The 24,092-nt window shown below is 33.4% G+C and carries 22 protein-coding genes; 4 read left to right on the top strand and 18 right to left on the bottom strand.

Translation table 11 applies throughout. The features are described from left to right. Nucleotides 1-174: 174 nt before the first annotated feature. On the bottom strand, nt 175-405 hold the full coding sequence (locus HHX25_RS14790; RefSeq protein ID WP_169675100.1) for a hypothetical protein: 231 nt from the start codon (nt 403-405) through the stop codon (nt 175-177). Nucleotides 406-871: 466 nt separating this feature from the next. Then, a complete protein-coding gene (locus tag HHX25_RS14785; RefSeq protein WP_169675098.1) occupies nt 872-1,540 on the bottom strand; it encodes a hypothetical protein in 669 nt (222 codons plus the stop codon). A gap of 302 nt (nt 1,541-1,842) precedes the next feature. Here HHX25_RS14785 and HHX25_RS14780 point away from each other — a divergent pair, with 302 nt between their 5' ends. Genes HHX25_RS14780 through HHX25_RS14765 form a run of 4 tightly spaced genes read left to right on the top strand, consistent with a single transcriptional unit; the run spans nt 1,843 to nt 4,358 of the window. Further along, nucleotides 1,843-2,334 carry a hypothetical protein gene (locus HHX25_RS14780; RefSeq protein ID WP_169675096.1) on the top strand — a complete coding sequence of 164 codons (492 nt, stop codon included), beginning with the start codon at nt 1,843-1,845 and terminating at the stop codon, nt 2,332-2,334. Nucleotides 2,335-2,350: 16 nt separating this feature from the next. Further along, a complete protein-coding gene (locus HHX25_RS14775) occupies nt 2,351-2,998 on the top strand; it encodes a hypothetical protein (protein WP_169675094.1) in 648 nt (215 codons plus the stop codon). Further along, nucleotides 2,968-3,714 (top strand): sensor histidine kinase, encoded by a 747-nt coding sequence (locus tag HHX25_RS14770; protein WP_169675092.1) that lies wholly within the window; start codon nt 2,968-2,970, stop codon nt 3,712-3,714. Before HHX25_RS14775 ends, HHX25_RS14770 begins: the two co-directional genes overlap by 31 nt. A gap of 2 nt (nt 3,715-3,716) precedes the next feature. Next, nucleotides 3,717-4,358 carry a response regulator transcription factor gene (locus HHX25_RS14765; RefSeq protein WP_169675090.1) on the top strand — a complete coding sequence of 214 codons (642 nt, stop codon included), beginning with the start codon at nt 3,717-3,719 and terminating at the stop codon, nt 4,356-4,358. A gap of 219 nt (nt 4,359-4,577) precedes the next feature. On the opposite strand, the gene HHX25_RS14760 is transcribed toward HHX25_RS14765, so the two are convergent. The 16 genes from HHX25_RS14760 to HHX25_RS14685 all read right to left on the bottom strand — a co-directional run bounded on the left by HHX25_RS14760 (nt 4,578) and on the right by HHX25_RS14685 (nt 24,084). Next, nucleotides 4,578-5,855 carry an alginate export family protein gene (locus tag HHX25_RS14760; protein WP_169675088.1) on the bottom strand — a complete coding sequence of 426 codons (1,278 nt, stop codon included), beginning with the start codon at nt 5,853-5,855 and terminating at the stop codon, nt 4,578-4,580. 155 nt (nt 5,856-6,010) lie between these two features. Next, a complete protein-coding gene (locus HHX25_RS14755) occupies nt 6,011-6,838 on the bottom strand; it encodes an ABC transporter ATP-binding protein (RefSeq protein WP_169675086.1) in 828 nt (275 codons plus the stop codon). A gap of 9 nt (nt 6,839-6,847) precedes the next feature. Continuing rightward, nucleotides 6,848-7,690, bottom strand: coding sequence for an ABC transporter ATP-binding protein (locus tag HHX25_RS14750; RefSeq protein WP_169675084.1), 843 nt, complete (start codon nt 7,688-7,690; stop codon nt 6,848-6,850). Nucleotides 7,691-7,775: 85 nt separating this feature from the next. Beyond that, nucleotides 7,776-8,882, bottom strand: a complete 1,107-nt coding sequence (locus HHX25_RS14745) for an ABC transporter permease (protein ID WP_169675082.1) — start codon at nt 8,880-8,882, stop codon at nt 7,776-7,778. Nucleotides 8,883-8,907: 25 nt separating this feature from the next. Further along, nucleotides 8,908-10,302: a CmpA/NrtA family ABC transporter substrate-binding protein gene (locus HHX25_RS14740; RefSeq protein WP_169675080.1), complete on the bottom strand. Its 1,395-nt coding sequence runs from the start codon at nt 10,300-10,302 to the stop codon at nt 8,908-8,910. A gap of 493 nt (nt 10,303-10,795) precedes the next feature. Then, nucleotides 10,796-11,503, bottom strand: coding sequence for a cytochrome c3 family protein (locus tag HHX25_RS14735; RefSeq protein WP_169675078.1), 708 nt, complete (start codon nt 11,501-11,503; stop codon nt 10,796-10,798). Between the two features lie 19 nt (nt 11,504-11,522). After that, nucleotides 11,523-12,551, bottom strand: coding sequence for a ferredoxin--NADP reductase (locus HHX25_RS14730; protein WP_169675076.1), 1,029 nt, complete (start codon nt 12,549-12,551; stop codon nt 11,523-11,525). Between the two features lie 7 nt (nt 12,552-12,558). Beyond that, a complete protein-coding gene (locus HHX25_RS14725; RefSeq protein WP_240964544.1) occupies nt 12,559-12,969 on the bottom strand; it encodes a hypothetical protein in 411 nt (136 codons plus the stop codon). Between the two features lie 173 nt (nt 12,970-13,142). Continuing rightward, nucleotides 13,143-13,952, bottom strand: a complete 810-nt coding sequence (locus HHX25_RS14720) for a c-type heme family protein (RefSeq protein WP_169675058.1) — start codon at nt 13,950-13,952, stop codon at nt 13,143-13,145. Between the two features lie 19 nt (nt 13,953-13,971). Next, a complete protein-coding gene (locus tag HHX25_RS14715; protein WP_169675056.1) occupies nt 13,972-14,385 on the bottom strand; it encodes a globin family protein in 414 nt (137 codons plus the stop codon). A 499-nt stretch (nt 14,386-14,884) separates the two neighbouring features. Then, nucleotides 14,885-15,643, bottom strand: a complete 759-nt coding sequence (locus tag HHX25_RS14710; protein WP_169675054.1) for a Crp/Fnr family transcriptional regulator — start codon at nt 15,641-15,643, stop codon at nt 14,885-14,887. Nucleotides 15,644-16,149: 506 nt separating this feature from the next. Then, a complete protein-coding gene (ccsA, locus tag HHX25_RS14705) occupies nt 16,150-19,302 on the bottom strand; it encodes a cytochrome c biogenesis protein CcsA (protein ID WP_169675052.1) in 3,153 nt (1,050 codons plus the stop codon). A gap of 92 nt (nt 19,303-19,394) precedes the next feature. After that, nucleotides 19,395-20,894 (bottom strand): ammonia-forming cytochrome c nitrite reductase, encoded by a 1,500-nt coding sequence (nrfA, locus tag HHX25_RS14700; protein WP_169675045.1) that lies wholly within the window; start codon nt 20,892-20,894, stop codon nt 19,395-19,397. An 11-nt stretch (nt 20,895-20,905) separates the two neighbouring features. Beyond that, nucleotides 20,906-21,505: a cytochrome c nitrite reductase small subunit gene (gene nrfH, locus HHX25_RS14695; RefSeq protein WP_169675043.1), complete on the bottom strand. Its 600-nt coding sequence runs from the start codon at nt 21,503-21,505 to the stop codon at nt 20,906-20,908. A gap of 204 nt (nt 21,506-21,709) precedes the next feature. Continuing rightward, on the bottom strand, nt 21,710-22,933 hold the full coding sequence (gene dsrP, locus HHX25_RS14690) for a sulfate reduction electron transfer complex DsrMKJOP subunit DsrP (protein ID WP_169675041.1): 1,224 nt from the start codon (nt 22,931-22,933) through the stop codon (nt 21,710-21,712). Between the two features lie 23 nt (nt 22,934-22,956). Then, the gene (locus HHX25_RS14685; protein ID WP_169675039.1) at nt 22,957-24,084 is read right to left on the bottom strand and encodes a 4Fe-4S dicluster domain-containing protein; all 1,128 of its coding nucleotides are present in this window, start codon (nt 24,082-24,084) and stop codon (nt 22,957-22,959) included. Nucleotides 24,085-24,092: the final 8 nt, after the last annotated feature.

Genomic DNA, 24,092 nt, shown 5'->3' with positions numbered 1-24,092 from the left:
TGTGACATGTCCAATCAAATTCTCAATTGTTTAGTGGTCATTATTTTTAAAGTATTTGTTTTGAGCCATTGATTTATATTTCTATAAATAAACATCATGAACTATAAAAATAAATTGGTACCGCAAACGCTGAGCTGGGGCTGATTGGCTAAAAATGGTATATCCTTCTATTATCTACGGAGGTTTCTTTAGCAAATTTTCATTAAACTGCTCCAACATATTACTGTGGGCACCAGTATTTACAACTTCGTAAATTGTTTCGAAGGTTACAAAACGAAAATTGTCTTTAGACTTTATATAACGAATAAATATATTGGAGTTTCTTTTTACAATATTTATATATCTATTCAAGAGTGTACTTTCTGAATTATTGACTATAGGCACAGAGCTTATTATACAACTCATAATAACTTATTTAATATAGATATAAACATCAAGCGTATATGTTATTTATATGGTTCTACTTAAAAGATTAAGAAATATACTTTCAATAAAATAACATGAATTCTATTTCTCATTTTAACCCTTTGTCAACAAAAACTGTAACTAGTTGTCATTGCAGTAATTACACGTAAAAGATTACAAAATTAACAAAAAAGAAACTTTTTTCCTACTTATTATGTAATTTTTTAACTATTACAATGAGAAATAATTAAAAAAAAGCAAGAATGGTTGACTATTAATTCTTTACATCATTAATTATAAATGAGTTAAAAAGGAAAGACCCTGAAATATTTTTCAGGGCCTTATAATACTTAACATAAAAAATTTACAACCGTTCTACAATAGAATATGCCAAGCAATTTAGTTTCTTTCGCAAACCTTACCTCAAGTACTGGGGAGCTTACTCTAATTAGCGCCCATTACTGTGTCAGGTAGTCACATCTGGTAATGATATGAATCTACGAATAGAAACAGTATTACGAACTTTATTAAAAATGGTACTTATAAATGTTGATACGTTCAATAGCCATTTTTGAAAGCTTGAACTTATGCCTTCTTTATAACTTAAATGATAGGTGCTAGGTAAGTAATAATGTAAAGGGTTAAAATCATGACAGACCACTTCATCTTCGCTAAGTATAATGGGCTTGCTGTTAGAATTGTGTTCAGGTAAATCTCCTAATTTAGTCGTTAATAGCTCCATAGTTTCCATGGGCGTCGATAAAACTGCAGGCTCACATACATGTAGGTTAAGCCTGGTAAAATTTTCAACAAATCGTTTTGTTTCTCTAGAGGGTGACTTATAGTCTTGCTCATATCTTACTTCCATTTTATTGTTATCAATAGTAAATATGAATATAGACTTTACATTACGAGTATCGAAAACAGCCCAATACATATTTGTACTATTGGTTTCTGGAGTTAGTGACCTTGTCCCCCATGTACAACTTTTTGAATCATTTTCTCCTAATACCTGAACATTTTTCCCTCGATTAGTAATAATGATTTTTGTTGTACTTTTTGTATCCTTATCATTATTAACCCAAGTGCCGTCAATAGTATTGGTAGTAGTTAATATACTACTAATTGTTTCCATAATATTTAAGTTTAAAATATTGTACCAAAGGTATCTTGAAAGCCACATAAACTCAAGAGAGAAAAGCCCGAAAAACAGCCAGGTGATTATTCTAAATAATTACAGGTGTATTTTTTTTAATAAAGGGGGTTTTCCCCTTTTTTTAATAAGACAAATACCCAAAAACCATTCAAAAAATCGCCACAAATAATTGATTAAAAGACACTTAAGAAAACAAATACTTTATCCTGCACCTAAGAGGCATCAAAAATTTCAAATATTAATATGTATTTTTGGAACTAACCGTATAATTAAAAATCTCGATGAAAACAAAATCAATTAAAAAGTTAGTATTTTTCTTAGCAATCGTGACATTCTTTTTTCAGTCATGCAAAGAAAAAATTGAAGCACCAAAACAAACTATTGATTACAAATATGCCAATAGTTTAGAAGATGAATTTATAAAGACTAGAGGAGCTATTATTAACAAGTATTTAAATTTAGAAGAAGAAGATCGCCGTGAGTTCTGGTTTGACCTAGAGGAATTAAAAAAATATATTGCTTATATTGAACAAGAGGCTAAACCATTGGGTTACGAAAATTTGGGTATTCGCATTTATAATGGGGCATATCCGAAAGATGAAAAATATCCAGATCCTGGTTACTCTACTGTTTTTCTGGTACCTACTGGAAATAAAATACGTTCTAAAGCAAGTTTTTTACCTATAAACTCTACTGTTATTATAAACGATAACATTCAAGAAATTCCAGCTTATAATTATGGACATGCTGGAAGACCTCCAAAAGACTTATAATAAAACATGACGTGAAATGGGCAGTACATATTCATACTTCTTATCATATTCAATTAATGCGCTTGAGCTTATAGCTGCCGTAGTGGCATTAATTCATTATAAGAAGTATGTAAATTCATCTGAACATTATTTTTTACATTTTTTATGGGTAACTTTTTTTGTAGATAGCATTTTTGGACCTTTATCTGGCTATTTTAAACTTGATAACACATGGCTTTATTATGGATATACTGGCGTTAGCTTTTTGTTTTATTACTGGTGGTACCACACTATTTTAATAGAAAAATTCTATAAAAAAATAACGTTAGCTTTAAGCATTATATTTATGATTCTGTATGGTTTAAATGGCCTAAATCTCGAATTCCATAAATATAGTTTTGTTGTAGGTGCTTCTTTTGTTCTAATTTTAGCTGGGTTTCATCTGCATCAACTATTTAACTCGGACTATACTTTAAAAATAAAATATAAATTAAGTTTCTGGATAACTATAGCTTTAGTCTTGTTTAATATAGGCATGATACCTTTTATATTATTATCAAAATATTTTAATGTTTGGGTTGGTAATGCCGTATTTAAGATTATTTTATTTTTTCTGAACTTAGTATTATATGGTACTTACATAATAGGTTTCACATGGACGAAAAAGAAATACAATCATTTTTAATCATATCATCCGTAGTATTATTTATTTTAATAATTACAATGATTTCTCTTTTTATTCTTTTTCAGAAAAGAAAGAATGCTTTACTTTTAAAAAATGAGTTTGAAAAGAAACATTTTGAACAGGAAATATCTAAAGCCCAAATCGAAATTAGAGAAGAAACCTTTAGAAATATTAGTTGGGAATTACATGATAACATAGGCCAGTTATTAACCTTGGCCAAAATACAGTTGCAAAACAACTCATCGGTTGATGACGTCAAAGAAACTTTAAACAAGTGCCTTAAGGAATTAAGAGATCTATCTAAATTAATAAGCCCAGATGCTTTAAAGAACATGTCTTTAGAACAAGCTATATCAGGTGAAGTCAATCGGTTTAACAGACTTAACTTTATAGAATCTCAGCTTACCATTAAAGGTGAAGAAAGGAAAATAGATAGCAAAACAGAAATTGTGTTCTTTAGGATTTTGCAAGAATTTTTTTCTAACACAATAAAGCATGCAAAAGCGACACATTTAAGCATTATTTTAAACTACCAAAAAGATATGTTACTCATAACGGCAAAAGACAACGGACTAGGCTTTGATCTGAACAAACAAGAACATTCTGGCCTGGGTTTAACCAATATGAAGAATAGGGCAAAACTGGTAAACGCTCATGCTACAATTTTATCGGAACCAAATATAGGCACAAAATTAACGATCACCTACAAACTTTAACCATGAAAGCACACACAGTAGTCATTGTTGAAGACCATATTTTATTATCTCAGGCTATAGCGAGTTTAGTAAATTCTTTTGAAGATTTCAATGTACTTTATACCTGTAAAAATGGTCAAGAACTTCTTACTAAACTTAAAACTCCAAGTAATATTCCAGATATTATCCTCATGGATGTTAATATGCCCATTTTAAATGGTATAGAGACCACAGGAATCATAAAAAACGAATATCCAAAAATTAAAGTCATAGCACTTTCTGTCGAAGAAAACGATACCACTATTATTAAAATGCTTAAGGCTGGTGCAAAAGGTTATTTGCTGAAAGATGTTGAAAAAGATGTCTTAGAACTAGCCTTAATAGAAACTATAAAGCACGGTTATTATCATACTAAAGATGTTTCTAATATTTTAATCAACTCTCTAAGTGATGATTATTCAAGTAAAATTCAACTTAAAGACAGAGAAATAGAGTTTATAATACACACCTGCTCTGAAATGACTTATAAGGAAATAGCCGAAAAAATGTTTTTAAGCCCAAAAACAATTGATGGCTACAGAGATACTCTTTTTCAAAAATTAAATGTTAAAAACAGAATAGGCCTTGTATTATATGCTATTAAAAATGGTATTTATAAGTTATAGTATTTGTTTTTAAAGCTGTTTTAATCTAAAAAGAGGGTGTCTAAAAGTATGTTCAATGTCATATTGAGCTTGTCGAAATATTTTTAAAATACTGATAATCAATGTTGGTTTCGACAGGCTCAACCTGACAAATCAAATTACAAAGACTTTTTAGACACCCTCTTTATTTTGAGTTAGTCATTCTCAAAAAATCTATAATAGATTATATTTTTACAATAATTACTTTGCTGTGTTTAAAAACTTAGGCTTTAACACCAACATGGCCCAAGCCCAGTTTTGAGTGCTTGCTGCTGCATCTTCTGTAATACCTTTTAACTCATACATACCGTCTGCTGCAAACATATGAGAGTATCCAGCAACTAAAGCAAAGCCCTTAAATTTCTTTTTATAAACCAAATCAATCTCTGTTCCTAATGATTTTTCACCGCTGGCTAATTCTTGTTCTCCACTAAAGTTTAAAGCTTTTACCATAAGGCTTGAAGTATCATTTAATTTGAAGTTCGCACTCACATGAACATCAAATAAACCAATTGAATTTGCATGGTTACCTACATAGAAATAATCCATAAATCCGTTAAATTTATGATTGGTTCCGTATAATGGGAAAAATGCGCCCGTTTCTCCTGGATCTGCATCATTACCGCTTATAATTTCTAAACCTGCACCTAAGCCAACTTTATCTGATGCTTTGTATGACAGGTCCAAACCTAGAAGGTAAGCACCTTTTACATCTACTTCTCCTTGCCTTTTACCTGTTTGTATAAAGGCATTAGCTGCCAATCCAAAGCTTCCTGCTTTATAATTTAAATGTGTTCCTAAAGTTTGAAGGTTACTCACGCCATCAGGATCATTGTTGGTATCAAATTCCTGAAAACCATTGTTCATTAATAGTAAACTTCCAGAAAAATTGTCCCAAGCTTGCTTTAAATAAGCATACTGCATCGTTTTATAAGAAAAGAAACCGGTAGTATTATAGCCTGTTCCTGTTGATACAAAACCTGTTGGATGTGAATAATCCTGATTAAAAGCCAATGCCACGTCTAATATAAATTTGTCCTTTTTATATTTTATTAAAGCGGCATCATGATTACGTCCTTGTTGTGCCCAATCTAAGCCCCCAAGAATACGTTGATCGTCGTAAGACAATACCTGACGTCCTAATTTAGTCGACCATCCTTCTCCTAAATTAATTTCTGCCCAAGCTTGAAAAACAGCAAATGAGTTATTTTGGTCATAAGGTAAAATTTGTCTGTTTTCACCCCAAACCATAACATCCTGTAGGCTTACAAACACTTTATAAGCTTCTGTTTTATATCCAGCATTTAAACGTACCCTAGTTGAAATACCAAAACCTGCATCTGCATCGTCGGCTATAAGGTTTCCAAAACCATTTCGGTATTCTGTACGTGGCCTAAATTCGCCATCTAAAGTAAATTGAGCTTGTGCAAATTGTAAGCACCCTAGCAATAGTCCCAAAATCACGTATTGTCTTTTCATCTTTTCTTGTTTTTAGTTTTTATTTTTGAGTTGATTTAATCTTTGTTGTTAATTTTTTGTCCTACAAATATAAAGTTGGCTCAACTTTCAGTTTATGATAAATCTCATATAACCTAATCTTTATATTGCTATAATTTTACGAGCTATTTCCATTACTAATGCTCTAAAAAATCTATTAAATGTTTTCTATATGTATAATAATCATCATGTTCTAAAACAGACTTACGAGTTCTTGGTCTTTCAAAGTCAATATTTAGAATGTCTCCTATTTTTGCTTTAGGTCCACTAGTCATCATCACCACACGGTCTGCTAAAAAAATAGCTTCATCTACATCATGTGTAATCATTACTGCAGTAATTTTCTCTTTGTTCCAAATTTCAATTAAAATATCCTGAAGTTCACCCCTTGTTAATGAATCTAACATTCCAAAAGGCTCATCAAGTAATAATACTTTAGGTTTTATAGCAAAGGCTCTTGCTATACCTACACGCTGCTGCATACCTTGTGATAAGTCTGATGCCTTTTTATGAAATGCATTTTCTAAACCTACTTTTTGTAGGTAGTACTTTGCTATATCATTACGTTGGTTTTTTGTAGCGTGTGGGAATACCTGGTTTACACCTAATAATACATTTTGCAGTGAGGTCATCCAAGGCATTAAACTTGGTGCTTGAAAAATGACACCTCTATCTGGTCCAGGGCCTTTAATATATTTTCCTAATACTGAAATATTACCTCCAGAAATTTCGTTTAATCCAGCAATCATAGATAACATAGTGGTTTTTCCACAACCTGAATGTCCTATAATGGTAACGAACTCTTCTTTTTTAATTTGAAGGTTTAAATCTTCAAGTACTACATAGTCCCCTTTTGGCGTAGGGTATACTTTCTTTAAATTCTTTAAATCAAGCATCACCTCATTTGACGGGAAGATTCCGTTATGCCCAAAATCTGTTGTTTTATTTGCTGTTATTGTACTCATATTGACCGCTTATTTAAATTGATTAACAAAATCTTTAGGTGCTAAATCTGGTAATACAAGTTCTTCTTGAGCTTCAGATTTTCTTTCATTACCTATATCCATTAGATACTCAATAATAGCATTACGCGTTTGCTTGTAATTTTCATTATCGTTCATTTCAGTTTTATCCCTTGGCCTTTCAATATCAATTTTGAATTCTGGTCCTAAAGTTGCTCTAGGTCCTGGACGTAAAGGAATAATTCTGTCTGCCATATAAATACCTTCGTCAACATCATTGGTGATTAATAAAGCGGTGCGCTTATCTTTACCCCAAATGTTTAATATTTCATCTTGAAGGTTTCCTCTTGTTAAAGCATCTAACGCTCCTAATGGTTCATCCATAATGATCATTTCTGGCTTCATGGCAAGGGCTCTTGCCACAGCTACACGCTGACGCATACCACCAGATAACTCTTTAGGACGTTTGTTTATAGCATGTGATAAGCTTACCATCTCCACATATTCAGCTACCATTTCGGTTAGCTCTTTTTTGCTTTTCTTTGGAAACGCTTCCTTAACAGCCATCAACACATTTTGTTCAACGGTTAACCATGGTAATAATGAGTAATTCTGAAAAATCACCCCTCTTTCATGACTAGTCCCTTTTACGGGTTCTCCTTTAAATAATACTTCTCCCCTTGTAGGCTCTAATAATCCGTTTATTAAATTTACTAATGTTGTTTTTCCACTTCCTGTAAACCCAACGATAGCCACGAATTCGCCTTCTTCAATAGAAAGATTAATATTAGAAAGTATTTCTTCCTCACCTTCTATATATGTCTTATGTACGTTATTTAATTCTAAATATGCCATATTATCTCTGTTTAAATGTTTATTTGTCGATTCGTTAAACTGTTTTTCGATTATACGATTAAACAGTTACACATTTCAACACTTTTTATATGGCGTCTGTTTTAACAAAAGACACTGAGTTCTGAATAGCTAACATGATTCTGTCTAACAAGAATCCTATGATACCAATTACAAACATAGCAACGATTATTTTTGCATTAGAATCATTCGCACCATTTTGGAATTCCTCCCAAACAAAAGTTCCTAATCCAGGGCTTTGTGCTAATAATTCAATAGCAATTAGTACCATCCATCCTACAGATAAAGTAATTTTTAAACCAGTAAAGATTAATGGTAAAGATGATGGTAATATCACCTTGAATATCTTTTGAAACGTTCCCAGTTTTAACACTTTAGCAACATTGATATAATCATTATCCACAGATGATACACCCATAGCTGTATTTACTAACGTTGCCCACATAGAACATAAACCAACACTGACAAATGAGATGGTGAATGAACTGTCATCTGGAGAACCTATAAGTACAGTTTTTACAATCATAAAAACCAATAAGTACCATACTACCGGAGATACTGGCTTAAATACTTGAATAAACCAGTTAAATGCACTTTTTAAATTAGGACTTAACCCTATAAAAATACCTAAAGGAACCGCTATAAAGAATGCTAATAAGAATCCAGCAAACACTGTTCCTAGACTTCTCCATATTTGATCTACAAAAGATGGCCTACCTGTATACACAATAGGATCCAGATTTTCAGCTTCTCTTTGAGCATTTAAAGCGGCTGTTTTTTCTTTAAATGCTGCTTTATCTGCACTAATAATACCATGATCTTTTAACAAGGAATTAAATGAAGCCCATACTTGAGCCGGTGAAGGCAATGTGTTAGGTTGACAATCAGGATTTCCAGATGCAATACAAGCGGCCTCAGAATCTGCTGCTGCCTGTCCTCGCTCTTCTAAGGCTTTATTAATTTTAAAATCTGCTTCTTTATTATAAAGCGCTTTAGCTCCCATATGCCATAATCCTAAGAATAAAAGGATTGAGGCAATTGAAATTGCTACTTTTTTAAGTGCAACCTTTGGATCCATTTGCTTTACTTTAGCAATAGATCCTTGAAATAGAAACCTAAATATATTAAATCTCGCTATTTTTCCTGCTGTATTTAAACTAACACTTTGCTTCATGACTCTTTATTTAATTTCTTGTTTGTTATTGTACGGCCTTATCCTTGTTTCCAATCTCAAAGCTATTGATGTATGCAATTGGATCTTTGGCATCGTAAGTTGTTCCATCTATAAAATCGGCTGTAGCTGGTTTAAAACCATCTGTATTAGGTATATCGGTTGCTGGAATTTTCCCCTCTTCAACTAAAAATTCTGCTGCTCTTTTCCAGATATCTGGTCTATAAATATCTTTAATAGTTTCTGCGTACCATTCGGCAGGTTTAGATTCTGGAATTTGTCCCCAACGTCTCATCTGAGTTAAGAACCAGATACCATCTGAATAGAATGGGTATGTTGCATTGTATTTGTAGAATACATTAAAGTCTGGCATCTCACGCTTGTCTCCTTTTTCAAACTCAAATGTTCCTGTCATAGAGTTTGCCAATACAGCTTCTGGCGCTCCTACGTATTGAGACATTGCTAATATTTTTACAGCTTCTTTTCTGTTTGCTGGATCATCCAACCATTTACCTGCTCTAATTAATGCTTTAGTTACAGCTATTGCAGTATTTGGATTTTCCTCAACAAACTTCTTTGTCATTACAAATACTTTCTCTGGGTTGTTTTTCCAGATATCATAGTTAGTAGTAACTGGTACACCAATACCTTTAAATACAGCTTGCTGATTCCATGGTTCTCCCACACAATATCCATAAATGGTACCTGCTTCAAGCGTTGCTGGCATTTGTGGTGGTGGTGTTACCGATAATAACACTTCGGCATCAATTTGTCCTTGTACATTATCTTCTGTGTACATACCTGGGTGAATACCCGCAGCAGCTAACCAATATCTTATCTCGTAATTGTGTGTAGATACTGGGAATACCATACCCATTTTAAACGCTTTACCGCTATTTTTGTATTCATCTATTACTGGTTTTAAAGCGTCTGCTTTAATAGGGTGTACTGGTTTACCATCTGCGTCTTTTGGTACGTTTGGTTTCATTTTAGACCACACATCATTTGATACTGTGATACCGTTGCCATTTAAATCCATTGAAAATGGTGTTACTAAATCTGCCTGACGACCAAATCCTGCACCTGCAGCAATTGGCTGTCCTGCCAGCATATGCGAACCGTCTAGTTGTCCATCAATTACACGATCTAATACATTTTTCCAGTTTGATTGAGCTTCAACAGAAACAAATAATCCTTCATCTTCAAAGAATCCTTTTTCTTTAGCTATGGCTAAAGGTGCCATATCTGTTAATTTGATAAAACCAAAAGTTAGTTGTGGTTTTTCAATATTTAGTGTTTTTGTTTTAGAGCTTTCTGGCGTTACATTTTCAGCGATGGTTTGCTTTTTTTCCTTGTTACCACAAGAAAAAAGCAAAACTGCTATTGGTAGAATCCAAGTTGATTTTTTAATTAGAGATTTCATAATTTAAAGTTTTAATTAAACTAAGTATTTATACTTATTTTATGCAAATATATAAGTAGTAACACTTACCCCTTATGTAAATACACATGTTCAATCATCTTTTTTCACATAATTCAACCTGTCAAAAAACATAAAAACAACATAACAACCTTATATTAAGAATATTACAAATAAAAATCAGACCGAAAAAGCTCTAAGTAATTGACAAAAAATCAATAGTTTTATGCTTACAAGCATCAAATATTTATTATTCAAAAGGATAAAATACGTAGAAAACATATTATAAAAAGGTAATTAATACCTATTCTGCTATAAAATACGAAAGACATTATTCGAACTACTTTCCGCTAGTTTAAAGTATAGAATCTATTATTGGTCCTTGCACCGAGTGGAACCGAAGTGTCGTTACTGTTTATTTTTATAATTCAGCAATATTGAAAAACAAGAAAATTATATGGTGTATTTAATAATATAAATGGTAAAAGAAGGCTTTTTATTCGCCTAAAGTTTTTAACCAAGCTTCTTGAGATAAAGCCGTATACTTTTTAGCGGTACCATAAGGGTCTTTGCCACCATTAAAATAATTCTGAATAGATTTCATGGGAATGGTATCAGATAATTTTTCAGGAACATCATATTTATGGTTTCCATGAAAATCATGGCATTGTATACAGGTGAACCATTCTTCTTTAGCTATTAAGCTTTTATGCGATATATCAAGCGGATCATTTTCTACTTCTAAATCTTGATGGCAGTTCACACAATAATTAATTGACGCTACCGATACACGTTCCTCCTGATGCTCTGTATGACAAGTAATGCAGGTCGTAGCATCGATCTGTTCTACAGCTTCTTTAAACCTCGGTTCAGAAAATCGATGGGTTGGGTGTCTGTCGTTTGGTCTATCGTGACATTGCATGCAATTATCTACAGTAACATCTTTAGTACCAAAATCGACGCCTTCTTCCCTAGCTCCAAAAGCATGGGAAACATTAGATTGTACTTGCTGCAATAGGTTTCCCTTAGCATCTGCATGGCATGCAAAACATGAGAGTTCCTGATGCCCTGTATTCATAGGTCCAATTGATATATATTTTTCAGTAGTCTCTAAGGTTAAAGTATAAAATATGACCCCACCTAAAATAATACCAATTATACCACCTAAAAATTGTCTTTTGCGTAACGGACTTACCTTTAACATCCCCTAATAATATTTTAAATTATATTTCAATTACAACTTTGTCGCTTACAGGATAACTAATACACGTAAGGATGTCGCCGTTTTCCACATCGCTCTCTGATAATAGATGCCCTTCGGTCATCTTTACTTTTCCCGAAGTACATTTTGCTCTGCAGGTAGAGCACATACCTGCTCTACACGAATATGGAATAACAATACTTTCAAACATAGCTTGTTCTAGTATGGATTTATCTCCTCTTACTTTTATTTCATGCGACTCCCCTTCTACCTTTAAAGTAACATCGCTTAACAAATTTTTACCTGAAACTTTTACCTTGGGACTTTTAAAAACTTCGATCTTTATTTTATCTCTGGATACTCCATTATCTTTCAAGATTTCTTTAATCTTTTCCATATAACCAAAAGGTCCACAAATCATATATGTATGATCATCATAAGCCAATTGATGCCTTGAGAATATCTTATTTAATAATTTATGTGTTGCCAAACCCGAATGGTAATTATCACTATCGGTTAGGTTTGAAGAAATGATATGCTCAACAAAAAATGTATCTGGGTACTCATTTTTCAATGCCTTAATTTCATCATGAAAAATAATAGACTCGACATTCTGATTAGCATAGATTAATAGTACATTCGAATCTTTTTCTTCTGTTAAAACAGATTTCACAATAGAAAACATGGGGGTAATACCACTACCTCCAGCAAATAAAACATATTGTTTTTTATGTTCATTAACAGGTTCTACATAAAAAGAACCTGCTGGATTATCTACTACCAACTTTTCTCCCACGCGAAGATGATCATGAACATAGTTTGACACCAGACCTTTCTCGACACGTTTTATGGTAATTTTTAAATCTTTATCGGTATAAGGATTACTACTAAATGAATAAGCTCTTTTATGCACCACCTCATCAATGGGAACATGTATGGTTAAAAATTGCCCTGGTTTGTACTTTAACTTTTTAAACAAGTTCCCATTCTTAAAACATACACTTACAGCATCATTAGTTTCTTTAATTATATTTTTTACTAGCAGTTTCATATGTTATCTATTTATAATAAAACACCATGGTAATATGGAATACCATCATTATTGTAACTATTATGGATAATGCAACATGAGTAATCATCCATCCTTTAAATAATAAATCGCTATTATTCTTTATGATATCTAGGTTAAAATACCCTAATAAGGTGTTTGAAAAGAATATATAAGATAGCAATAACAAATAACCATAACCTAAAGACATACTATGCATATAAAAAAACAGCGGACTAAAAGCTCCCAACCATTTGTGTATAGCCTGCATAGACATGGCATGTTTTTTAAACCTCTTAATTACACGAGTTAATGTTAAAATCCATTGAAAGGCTATAAATAGGGCCAATACTAACCCAGACCAGCGCTTATACATTTCTTGTTGCTGAAGTTCAAACAACCAATGCCATTCTAATTTCAAAAGAAATTGTAAGAAGAAAACGCTTACTAAAACTAATCCGATTAAAGTGGATTTGCTATTAATTACCATAAACTATCGAGCTTTTTTTAGGAAAACAATGCAACCTGCCCATAACTTTTTTGAGGCCTTAGAAATGAGCAAAGCTGCAATGAATAATCAAAACTAAATTTAACTTATTTTGTTGCTACTAGATGTTTCATGGTTTCGTAAGAAGATAACTTCTTAACGCTATCAAGAAAGACTTCTGCTGTTGGCAGATAGTTCCCTTCTGCTGGCCATTTATCACCTATTTCTGGTTTTTCACTTGCTTCAAAAGCTTTAATTTCATCTAAATACTGTACATATATATCTACAGTTCCTTTGGCATACGCATTTAAAACGGCTACAGTTTCTTTATATGTTAATGAATCTTTGGGGTATTGCCATGTTGTTGCCCCCATAACATCACCCAATTTCCAATCGGACTTTGTTGTTTGAGGGTGCTTATTATGGCAGCTTACGCAAGCTCCAGCACTAGCTAAATCTGCAAACATAGCCGTATGCAATTTTTGCTCTTCATCATAGAAAAATTGAGGTTTTTGATCCTTTTTTATTTCTTCGAACAAATCGGCCTGCTTTCCTTCAAATTTGTTAGCGGCATTGACTGGAAAATCAGAACCTAAATACAACCCTAAAGGCACAGGGCTTTTTCTAATACTTGTTGCTACGCCTCTAAGAAACAATGCTGGTAGTGGTCCTGCTTCTACATCATCTTTTCTCCAGTCTTCATCAAACTTCATCCCCTGGGCTTTCCCCTTTCCTACAATGGCTTTAGTATATAATGTTCTTGTGACATCATTCTCTTTGGCAACCATTTCTAATACCTCTTCTACCGAAAAAGCTTTTTCAATACTTGCTACCTTAGATTTTTCTTCTGGAACACCTCCGCAAGATGCCAAAATAATACATGTAAATAATAATATGGTTTTGTAAATAGTTTTCATATGCCTTCGTTTTAAGTTATTAATAAGCAGCATCAATCATGACATTAGACATAGTTCCATATACAGTTGTCCATGCTTCTTTCACATCAGGAGTAAAGTCATCACCTAAACCAACCTCAAGGGTTCCTAACAATGCCTCGCCCACAGTATCATAATGAAAAGCTTCTACCTTATATTCTACATGTCTTTTCCCTAAGTCCTTCAAAATTGGAATTAAGCTATCCAAATTACTTAGACCTGCAACAGCAGCTCCAAGCATACTCATTAATTTATTTCCTTGCTCTTTCATAGCATCGTCACTATTAGGAAATAATGGTTTTAATTGGGGGTCTAAATCAAAAAGTTTCTCATAAAATATTTTTGCAGCAGTTGGAGCTATAGGTTTTACCTTTTCAAATGATTCTTGAACTAGGGTGATCGTTTTTGATTCCATAAATGTTGTGTATTTGGTTTGTATTTTATAAAAAATAAGTATTACTACTTACTTGAGGCAAAAATAAATAGTAGCTCCTTAATTAATTATGAAATAATACAGTTGAAAATGGTCTTTTACTACATGTTAAAAACTATCAAAACGCAGTAAATTATTTAAAAATGGATAAACTTAGGAGCTATAGCTAAATCATAATTATTTGACATAGCTTGTATTTGTATTTTTTAGAAATTTAAGAGACCTGACAGGTTTTAAAAACCTGTCAGGTCTACTCTTCCTATGCTATTTTATCCTGATTCAACTATATATGACTAATGAATATTCAAATATTAATCTCTTTAGTGAGTAATAAAAACTGGACGGAAGTATATTAAATCAATACTAATCAATTAAAAATACATACGCCATATAAATGCATACAATAGATGTACACATGTATGTTATTTGTATTTTTTAAGAGAAGTCTAAACAGTGAAGTTTAAGCATCTTTAGAAAACAACTAAGTATCTAAAAAGTAATTATGCTCACTAATTTCTTTTTTAAGCAGTTGTATATCATTAATGCCAATTTTCTTTCCTTTTGCAATAATGAGTTTTTCTTTTTTAAGAGCAGAAAATGTACGAATTACTTGCTCTTCCGTAGTACCAGCGTAATCGGCATACTCGCGTCTACTTAATGGCAGATTTAAAAAGCCTTTTAAATCACCAAATTTTCGGTGGATATATAATAAGGTATCGATAACACGTTCGCGAACGGCCATTTGAGAGATCGATTTTACTTTGCTCTCGCTTCTATTAAGTTCATTAGCATAAAACAACATCATATCGTAAGTGAACTTAGGATTAGCAAGCAATACTTCCTGTAAGTCATTTTTCGAAAAATAACACAAAATGGTGTCTTGTAGTGCAATAGCTCCAATAGAGTAATATTCTTCGGTTCCAAAACCACGGTGACCAATAATCTCACCTTCTTTAGCAAATCTTACAATTTGTTCTCTACCGTTAATGCCTGTTCTGAATACTTTTACCGTCCCTTTTAAAATGAAAAACAAACCATTTACAGGAGCGCCCTCTATAATAAACTGTTGCCCTTTTTTACATTTGATATTATTCTTTTTTCCTATAAAATCAAGGTTTTCAAGGGCTGATAAATTCCTTTTTATCAGGCAATTATAATTATCACATGAACTGCAAGCCAAACCAAACGATGACTTTGCTTTTTGTTTTACCTCAGTTATATTATTTAAGGGTGCTTGCATACTCTAAAAGGATATTTCTAATATCATATGATATCACGAATATAAGTATTAATACGTATTATCATAATTAAAGGATTCACTTTTAAGAGAAAACGAAAAATCAACATTCAAATTTGCAACATGGAAATTTTGAATATTGATTTATGACATATTCGTAAAATAAAAAATGTGATTTTGATTTCATTTTTAATCTACCCTCTTATATTATTTGATAATCATTACTTTGTTATTCCTGAAAAAGTAGGAATACACATAAATATTAAAAATATTAAATCATTACTTAGCTTGAATTCAAATAGATAACTTCTAAAACGCTTGTTCTTCCAACCTAAAAGCCTTTGTCAGTTTATTCGTTAAAGTAAAAGGTAGCATTATTGTACTATTTACACATGGGGCATTCTGTAAAACAGTGGATTCCTGCTTTCGCAGGAATGACAAATACAGCATATTTGAAAGCATTACTTACATCTAAATTTCTTAATCAAAAAGAAATTATTACTAATGTATCATTTTGTAGAAACAGCTTGCTTACCTTTATTCCTAACCGCAGCTACAATAGCAACAACTATCATAAATATAGCCAACACATAAACAAATACAGGAATAGGCAAAGGGTCACCTGCTGCATAGCTATGCAAGCCAGAGAGGTAATAATTCACCCCAAAAGAAGTCATTATAATAGACCAAAAAGCAAACATACTGGCAACATTAAGCACATATATATTATTTAATTTAGGAACAAAACGCAAATGTAAAACGATAGCATACACAATAATACTTATCAATGCCCAAGTTTCTTTAGGATCCCATGCCCAATAGCGTCCCCAGGATTCATTTGCCCAGATACCACCTAAAAAAGTGCCTACGGCCAATACAAACAGACCAATTGTCATGGCTATTTCGTTAATATAAGTAAGTTCTTTAATTTTTATTTCTATAATATCTTTTGTTTTTGGTGTTTTAAAAATCAATAATAACAAAGCCATGAGCCCTAGAATAGCGGACAATGCCAAAGGCGCATAACTACTTACAATAGTAGCTACATGAATTTTTAACCAATATGATTTTAATACAGGCATTAAATTGGTGATTTCTGGACTTAACCAATCTAAATAGCTTACAAACAATAAAGCACCAGAAAACAAAGTCGATAAGGGAAGTGAAAAATCCGATTTTCTAAATGTAATCAACCCACATAACACCAATACCCATGCTACAAAAATGAGCATTTCATAACCATTACTCCACGGAGCATGCTGCGCTACATACCAACGTAATAGAATGTTTCCTGTAAAGCACAAAAAGGAAATCAATGTTAAAATGATGAACGTATTATTTAAAAACTCAATCCATTTTTTCTTTGAAAACATTTTAACGATAGCCAAGATCAATAAGACAAAACCCAGTGTAAAGAATACTTGAAACAACCAAAAATTAATATTGGCCTTATTATACCATAGTTCTGCTTCAATCCGCTTTGGTGTTGGAATAACTTCTGCCCCCAGAACTTCTTGATATTTTTTGATATACATGAGTTTTTCATGAGCACTTTCATAATTATTTGTTGCTATATTTTTAAAATAGGCAGGTATAATGGTTTTTGCGAATTGTGCATCTTCATCTGGAAAGTCTTTAAAATGATGTGTATAACTAAACCAAGTATTATTTTTATCATGCCTATTTGGGAAAATCTTCAAGTAATTACCTATAAAGACATTGTAGAGAATATTAAAGCGTTCGTCTATTTTTAAAACTTCCTTATCAAATTCATTTCGCTCCGATGGTTTCTTTTTATTAGCGTCTTCTACTTCATTGGTTAAAAGGTAGTTGCCATCCTTATTTAATAAATTAGTAAAAGCTATGAGCTTATTTTTTCCTTTGGGAATACTATCAAACAAAGTACCTGTTTTCATAAAATCTACCTTAATAATAGGTACACGCTGCCATATTTGGGGCAACATATGCATGGCCAAAAAGGTTTGGTTAGCATCCAACTCTATTTTTTTATTAGCTAGAGGGTATGAGAACTTGGATTTTCTGGAGATTTTCCTAAGGAATTCTGACGCCAGCGTATTTATAGGTTTTATACGACCGTCTAAATCTTGAACTAAAAGCCTCCCAAAAAAATCGGCATGTCCTTTATCTATTTCTTGTTTTTTAATCGCTTTTTCTACAACAGCTGTTAACGAGTCTGTTGAAGTTTGCGCAAAGGCATTGGTAAATCCTAAAAGAAGTAAACACGTTATTACTACAGTTTTTTTCTTTAACTGTTTTAATTTTTTATTAATAAATTGAAAACGCGATGTTTTTCCAAAAAGTGTAAAAAACATCCCAAGCATCATTAACAAATACCCTAAATAGGTCACTATAGTCCCCAATCTATCATGATTTACAGAAAGCACGGTGCCTTTTTCGTCAGTGTCATAGCTAGCCTGAAAAAAACGATACCCCTCATAATCGAGTACATTATTCATAAAAATTCTAAATGGGGTCTTTTTATCCTTATCTAGAATAGTAACTTCACTGGCATAGGCAGAAGGACTTGAAGATCCTGGGTATCTTTCTAATTGAAAATCGTTTAACTGAATTGAAAAAGGTGTTTTTATAGCGCCAGCTCCATAAGATAACACGACTTGTAAACCATTAACTTCCAAATTATGATGTGTAGGCAAAAAGCCTTCTCTGTATAAAATATTGGCGGGTTGTTCTTCTCCATCAACAGAAACATTTACAATGAGGGCGTCATCTTTGGTCTTATCATTATCCTTGGGCTTATCTGAAGCATTTTTTAATTGAAATTTCCCTTTTTCATGATAAACCAATGGCACAAAAGAAATATCACCATCTCTATATAAAGTCCTTAAAGTAATCGCCTGTAAACTATCCTTAACAATTTTTCCTGCTTGCTGTGAGGACATAATAAAAAAGTCCAGGTCGTGTGGTGCTTCAATACTAAAAGCACCTTCTTTTTCTATAATATTAATAATCCCTTTTTTATTGGAGTTAAACCCTATTTCATGTTGATGTTCTCCAATTTTTTCAATTTCGCCTTTTTTAAGATAGACCGTGTTTCTGCCATTACCAACAGTTACAACCATTTCTAAAAGTGGTTCACCTAAAGCATCGTCATTGACGACTTCAGGAATAGCATCAGCAATAAAACTGTTATATGAAATAATTACAGGTTTATCATTAAAACTTGTCTTTATTGTAAAATCATTATCGCTTATGGGAGAGAATGTGAGTTTTTCTTTTATTGTCTTTGTATTGGTTCCGTCGGTTATTGTTGCGGTTAAGAAATTAGTATCAGAAATAACGATATTAGAGGAAGCCCCCTCCCTAATTCTCATAATACCACCATAAGAAGCATATCTTGTAATAGCTGCCCCTAATATGATAACAATAAATGCCACATGAAATAATAAAGTCGCCCATTTCTCCTTGCGCAGCAACTTATATTTAAAAATATTAGCTACAAAAGAAATAACCAATCCCAGCATAACAACTTCAAACCACCAGGCATCATAAATAATAGCCCAAGCAGTAGCGGTGCCAAAATCGTTTTCAACAAATGTAGCAGTTGCCATAGCAATTGCGAAAATTAATAGTAGCAACAGTGCCAAACTTGAGGATGAAAAGAGTTTATATAATTTTTGCATGGGTATGTCTTAAAAGAAGAAAGATAGCATTTGCGGTTTTATCCATCAAATGCTATCTTTTTAAAAAACTATAGATATGACAAATAAAAATTTTAGTTGGTAGTCATTGATACTTCTTTGGCACCATAGTTAGCTTCACGTGCTTTAGCTTCTTCTAACCATTTTGGAACCAGGTTTTCTTTAAATGCTTCTTTTTCCTGTTTCATTTTTTCAGCATCTAAACCAATATAAGCTTGAGCCTTTTCTTTAGTAGAAATATCTGGCATCTCAACAGGTTTATTGTGTCCTAATTCAGATAATAAACGTGCTAATTTTAAACGACCTTCCTGAATAACCGTAAACGCACTTCCCATAACACGCGCTGTTTCAACTGGCGAATGAAATGATGCTCCATGTGCTGCTGCAGAATAATCCCAACGCCATTGTGCGTGGCGAATATCCATTAAGATATCCTTCATTTGTTCTTCCGTGGCTCCTAAATCCCATGCTTTTTTAGCTTCTATATGGGCCCTTACTATAAAATCTTCTAATTTTAATCTGTTTTCTGTCGCTTTACGTTGACGCTCGTAAACATTCTGCTTTAATTTATCGGCATCTTCTCTATGGCAAACCTGACAGGCATTCGATACATTATTTAAAGGAGATTGTATGTGGTGATCTGTAAATTTTTGTCCACCTTCACTTTTATAAGGCATGTGGCAATCTGCACAGGATACGCCTCTATCGGCATGCACACCTGTTAAATAGGTTTCATAACCTGGATGTTGTGCTTTAAGCATAGGGGCACGACTTAGTTTATGTGTCCAATCTTTAAACTCTATATCATCATAATATTTTTCCATAGCTTCCACAGACATACCATTTTTCCAAGGGAATTTTAAATAAGGAACACCTTCTTTACCAGGTAATTTTTTATCAAAATAGTATTCCACATGACATTGAGCACAAACTAGCGAACGCATTTCCTGATGGGTAGCCTGATTAATATCTTTCCCCATTTCTTCAAAAGCTTCAACCAATGCCGGTCTAGAAATCGTTAGTTTCATGGTTTTAGAATCGTGACAATCTGCACAACCAATAGGGTTAACAACTTCAGCACCTTTATCCGCCCATTTCCCTGAATAAAATTCGGCAATACCTTTTTCATTCATTAAGCGAGGTACATCGGGACTTTTACAGGTCCAACATGTAGCAGGCATTGGACCATCTCCTTTTCCTTTTGGCCCACCTGTTCTCAACGTATTTCTCAAGTCTTCAATGGCGTATTGATGCCCTCTACCCTGGTTATAATCTTTTGAAAATCCATAGCCAGCCCAAAGTACGACTAAACGCGAATCTTCATGCAATACATCTCTCATAGCAGACCCGCCTTGTTGTGATGCAAAATCAGTTTCTGCTGTTTGCAAAAACGATTGATATTCGGCTGGGTAATTTTTACCCCACTCTTCATTTCGCGGCTCGTTTTCGCTTATTTCAACTTGCGGAACATATTTGTATTTCGCTTCATTTTTTCTGTTAACTATGCTTGATGCTAACAACCCCAATAGAAATACCACTATTGCGGTAACAATAAATAATACTTTGTTTTTCATTTTTGTTATAATTATTTGTCTGCTATTTGTTTTTCTAACCAATCTGGGATCACTGTTTCTTCTGTGTCTGTTGGAATTGGTGCTATATTATTTTTTATTGTGGATATACCATGTACTGTACCATGCGGTACTTCCTGATGGCAGCTCCAGCATTTTCTTTCCGTTCTGTTTTTTGCATGGTCATCTATCCAACCATCATACTTGGTTTGAGTGACTTGCTGTACATGGCAACGAATACAATTGTTCTGTACAACTTCTTGAGACTCTTCTCGCATAAACATGACTTCTGGTTCAGCTCTTAAAGTAAATACAGAGGCATGGAACAAACCATCCTTTGCCTTAAAGTAATACTTATTAAATGTATTGTTATGGGGAACATGACAGTCGTTACAGTTGGCCCATTCTCTGTGTGAACTGTGCATCCAACTATTATAAACGGGTGTCATAACATGGCAGTTTACACAGGCTTGGGGGTTATCGGACATATAAGATACAACTTCAGCTTCTTTAGCCATAAAAAGCCCCAATCCAGTAATAACTGCAATTAAAAAAACCGCGACGGTTCTCCATCTCGATTTTTTATCTGGTAAAATGTTTTTTTTAAGATTCACGTTATTAAATTTCTATCTTGGTTAAAGCATCAAATTAAGATCATTTCTGGACCTTTATGTGAATACTCTATAAAATTTATAAGCATTAACAAGGCCGTTCTAAACCGTGTGTAAATCTCTCATAATTTAATAATAAATAAACTGATATAAGTCATATTTAATAATATTTTTAATTTGAATTTACATAAATGTAACATTCTAAATTTACGATTTCTTTTTATATTTTAATTTGCCTAACTCTATCCCAATAGCAGTTTTAGCCAATATTGTAAATACAAAGGCGCCAAGTGCCCATATACCTAGTGTTACACCTATTTCTATACCAGTGGGTGTGTATTCTGCTATTTTCCCGTAGGGTCCTGGAATGAAACCAGGCACTATAAGTCCAAACCCTTTTTCAATCCAAATAGCTATAAATAATATAAAACAACAGAAGAACAAGACTTTAAAATTATTCCTAAGTTTATGGAAAGTCAATAAAACTGTAGCCAAAACATTCAAAGGAATGGCCGTCCAAATCCATGGCAACAATGCATCTTTACCATCTAGTCCGAAAAAAAGATAATAGGCACTTTCACTGTGGTGTGTCGGGGCGTAAAACTCTTTAAACAATTCAGATATAAGCATAATTAAATTTATTTGAGCAGCCACCGTAACTACCATAGCTATCTTTTTAATGGTCTTATCCTGAATTTTAAACTCGGTAAAATTTCTAATAATAGCTAAAACAAGAATAATCAATGCGGGTCCAGCAGCAAATGCCGATGCTAAAAAACGAGGCCCCAACAATGCGTTATTCCAAAACGGACGTGCTTGTAATCCCTGATACAAAAACGCTGTTACCAAATGAATAGCCACAGCCCAAAATACGGACAGAATAGCCCCTGGAATATATACACTGGATTTGGCTTCTTTACCTTGATAATGTCTAAACAAAATATAAAAAGGGATCGTAATATTTAAAAACAAATAACCATTAAGTACCAATACATCCCACGTTAGCATGGAGTTTGGAAAATTAAACACGCCTATTCCAGGAATCATGTGCCATAAAACAGAAGGACCTCCCATATCTGCAATTACAAAAGCCAAGCACATAATAAGTGCAGCCACTGCCAATCCTTCTCCTATAAGTACAGCTTGTTTAAAATCTATATCCTTTAAAACGTAGGTAGGCATGACCAACATAACGGCTGCTGCGGCTACTCCTACTAAAAATGTAAAATTAGAGATGTACAAGCCCCAACTTACCCTATCTGTCATACCTGTAACACTTAGACCATGTTCCAACTGAATGGAATAGCAATACATACCAGCTAACATAACAAATGTTAAAAAGCCCATCCATATATGGTACTTTTTGGAACCATGTGTAATTGTGTCCAAACTATCCTTAACTAAACTTCCAAAAACTTTTAATCGTTTCATTTAAATATAATTACGCATCGTTATTAATCCATAAAATACCAGAACTTTGGTTCTGTTCCCAGGTCTTCTTTCAATCTAAATACTTTCTTATTTTCTAACACCCATCTAATAGTACTATTTGGGTCCAACAGGTTGCCAAAAATACGTGCTCCTGTAGGGCATGCTTCCACACATGCTGGGTTTTTGCCTGCTCTAGAACGCTGTACACAAAAGGTACATTTTTCCATAACGCCTTTCTTACGCATGCGGTTTCCTAAATAGTGTTGGTTATGATTAATCTCTGCCTCTGGCACTTCTGGCTTACTCCAGTTGAAGCGTCTGCCGTCATAAGGACAAGCGGCCATGCAATATCTACATCCTACACACCAGTCGTAATCCACAACCACTAAACCATCATCTTCTCGCCACGTCGCTTGTACAGGACACACTTCGACACAAGGCGGGTTATCACAATGAAAACACTGTGTTCCCATATAAAAATGCCCTTGAGCTGGCACCTCGTGGTAGTAATTATCATCGGCTTCATTGAAATTAAAACCTTTACCATCCTTCATTTCATGGATTCTTATATATTGCATTTGCGAATCCCTGTCTTGATTGTTTTCCTCAACACAAGCATTGACACAATCCATATATCCCTGGCACTTAGATATATTAAAAGCATAACCAAACAATACATCTTCTTCTGCATTTTTAGAGGACATACTTATGGTTTTTCCCGTTCTTAATTGGTATGAACGCACCAACCGATCTACTGTAGCTTCTTTCTCTTCATCGGTCATCAATTTATAGTTCCCTTTAAACTGTTCTTCCCAATCTATTTGTGCCTTTTCCTTGCTTTCATCACCACTAATCACACTACAAGAAGTACTCACTGCGCCGGCTCCAATTAACAAACTAGCTGTTAATTTTTTAAAAGCTGTCCGTCGGTCCATCTTAACATCAAAAACTTGCTCGAAGCCATCTTTAGTTCTTTCTTCTCCTATAGATGCGTTTATAGCTGCGGCTGCAAACTCATCATCAGTCATATGATGGGAATTTGACGAAGTTCCACAACCTCCAGAAGTCTTTCCACAATTGCAAGAACCAGTAGACTTATGAGCCTTTCTAGCAAGATTTAATGAAAACCATTTTTTGTTATTATCACTCATACCTAAAT

It is taken from the genome of Flavivirga algicola, from assembly GCF_012910715.1.
Taxonomy (GTDB): Bacteria; Bacteroidota; Bacteroidia; order Flavobacteriales; family Flavobacteriaceae; genus Flavivirga; species Flavivirga algicola.
This window is presented reverse-complemented; position numbering and strand designations above follow the sequence as displayed.

Excerpts from the sequence above, each read along its gene's own strand:
- HHX25_RS14790 (WP_169675100.1), bottom strand. The coding sequence starts at position 405 with ATGAGTTGTATAATAAGCTCTGTGCCTATAGTCAATAATTCAGAAAGT.
- HHX25_RS14785 (WP_169675098.1), bottom strand. The coding sequence starts at position 1,540 with ATGGAAACAATTAGTAGTATATTAACTACTACCAATACTATTGACGGC.
- HHX25_RS14780 (WP_169675096.1), top strand. The coding sequence starts at position 1,843 with ATGAAAACAAAATCAATTAAAAAGTTAGTATTTTTCTTAGCAATCGTG.
- HHX25_RS14775 (WP_169675094.1), top strand. The coding sequence starts at position 2,351 with ATGGGCAGTACATATTCATACTTCTTATCATATTCAATTAATGCGCTT.
- HHX25_RS14770 (WP_169675092.1), top strand. The coding sequence starts at position 2,968 with ATGGACGAAAAAGAAATACAATCATTTTTAATCATATCATCCGTAGTA.
- HHX25_RS14765 (WP_169675090.1), top strand. The coding sequence starts at position 3,717 with ATGAAAGCACACACAGTAGTCATTGTTGAAGACCATATTTTATTATCT.
- HHX25_RS14760 (WP_169675088.1), bottom strand. The coding sequence starts at position 5,855 with ATGAAAAGACAATACGTGATTTTGGGACTATTGCTAGGGTGCTTACAA.
- HHX25_RS14755 (WP_169675086.1), bottom strand. The coding sequence starts at position 6,838 with ATGAGTACAATAACAGCAAATAAAACAACAGATTTTGGGCATAACGGA.
- HHX25_RS14750 (WP_169675084.1), bottom strand. The coding sequence starts at position 7,690 with ATGGCATATTTAGAATTAAATAACGTACATAAGACATATATAGAAGGT.
- HHX25_RS14745 (WP_169675082.1), bottom strand. The coding sequence starts at position 8,882 with ATGAAGCAAAGTGTTAGTTTAAATACAGCAGGAAAAATAGCGAGATTT.
- HHX25_RS14740 (WP_169675080.1), bottom strand. The coding sequence starts at position 10,302 with ATGAAATCTCTAATTAAAAAATCAACTTGGATTCTACCAATAGCAGTT.
- HHX25_RS14735 (WP_169675078.1), bottom strand. The coding sequence starts at position 11,503 with ATGTTAAAGGTAAGTCCGTTACGCAAAAGACAATTTTTAGGTGGTATA.
- HHX25_RS14730 (WP_169675076.1), bottom strand. The coding sequence starts at position 12,551 with ATGAAACTGCTAGTAAAAAATATAATTAAAGAAACTAATGATGCTGTA.
- HHX25_RS14720 (WP_169675058.1), bottom strand. The coding sequence starts at position 13,952 with ATGAAAACTATTTACAAAACCATATTATTATTTACATGTATTATTTTG.
- HHX25_RS14715 (WP_169675056.1), bottom strand. The coding sequence starts at position 14,385 with ATGGAATCAAAAACGATCACCCTAGTTCAAGAATCATTTGAAAAGGTA.
- HHX25_RS14710 (WP_169675054.1), bottom strand. The coding sequence starts at position 15,643 with ATGCAAGCACCCTTAAATAATATAACTGAGGTAAAACAAAAAGCAAAG.
- ccsA (WP_169675052.1), bottom strand. The coding sequence starts at position 19,302 with ATGCAAAAATTATATAAACTCTTTTCATCCTCAAGTTTGGCACTGTTG.
- nrfA (WP_169675045.1), bottom strand. The coding sequence starts at position 20,894 with ATGAAAAACAAAGTATTATTTATTGTTACCGCAATAGTGGTATTTCTA.
- dsrP (WP_169675041.1), bottom strand. The coding sequence starts at position 22,933 with ATGAAACGATTAAAAGTTTTTGGAAGTTTAGTTAAGGATAGTTTGGAC.
- HHX25_RS14685 (WP_169675039.1), bottom strand. The coding sequence starts at position 24,084 with ATGAGTGATAATAACAAAAAATGGTTTTCATTAAATCTTGCTAGAAAG.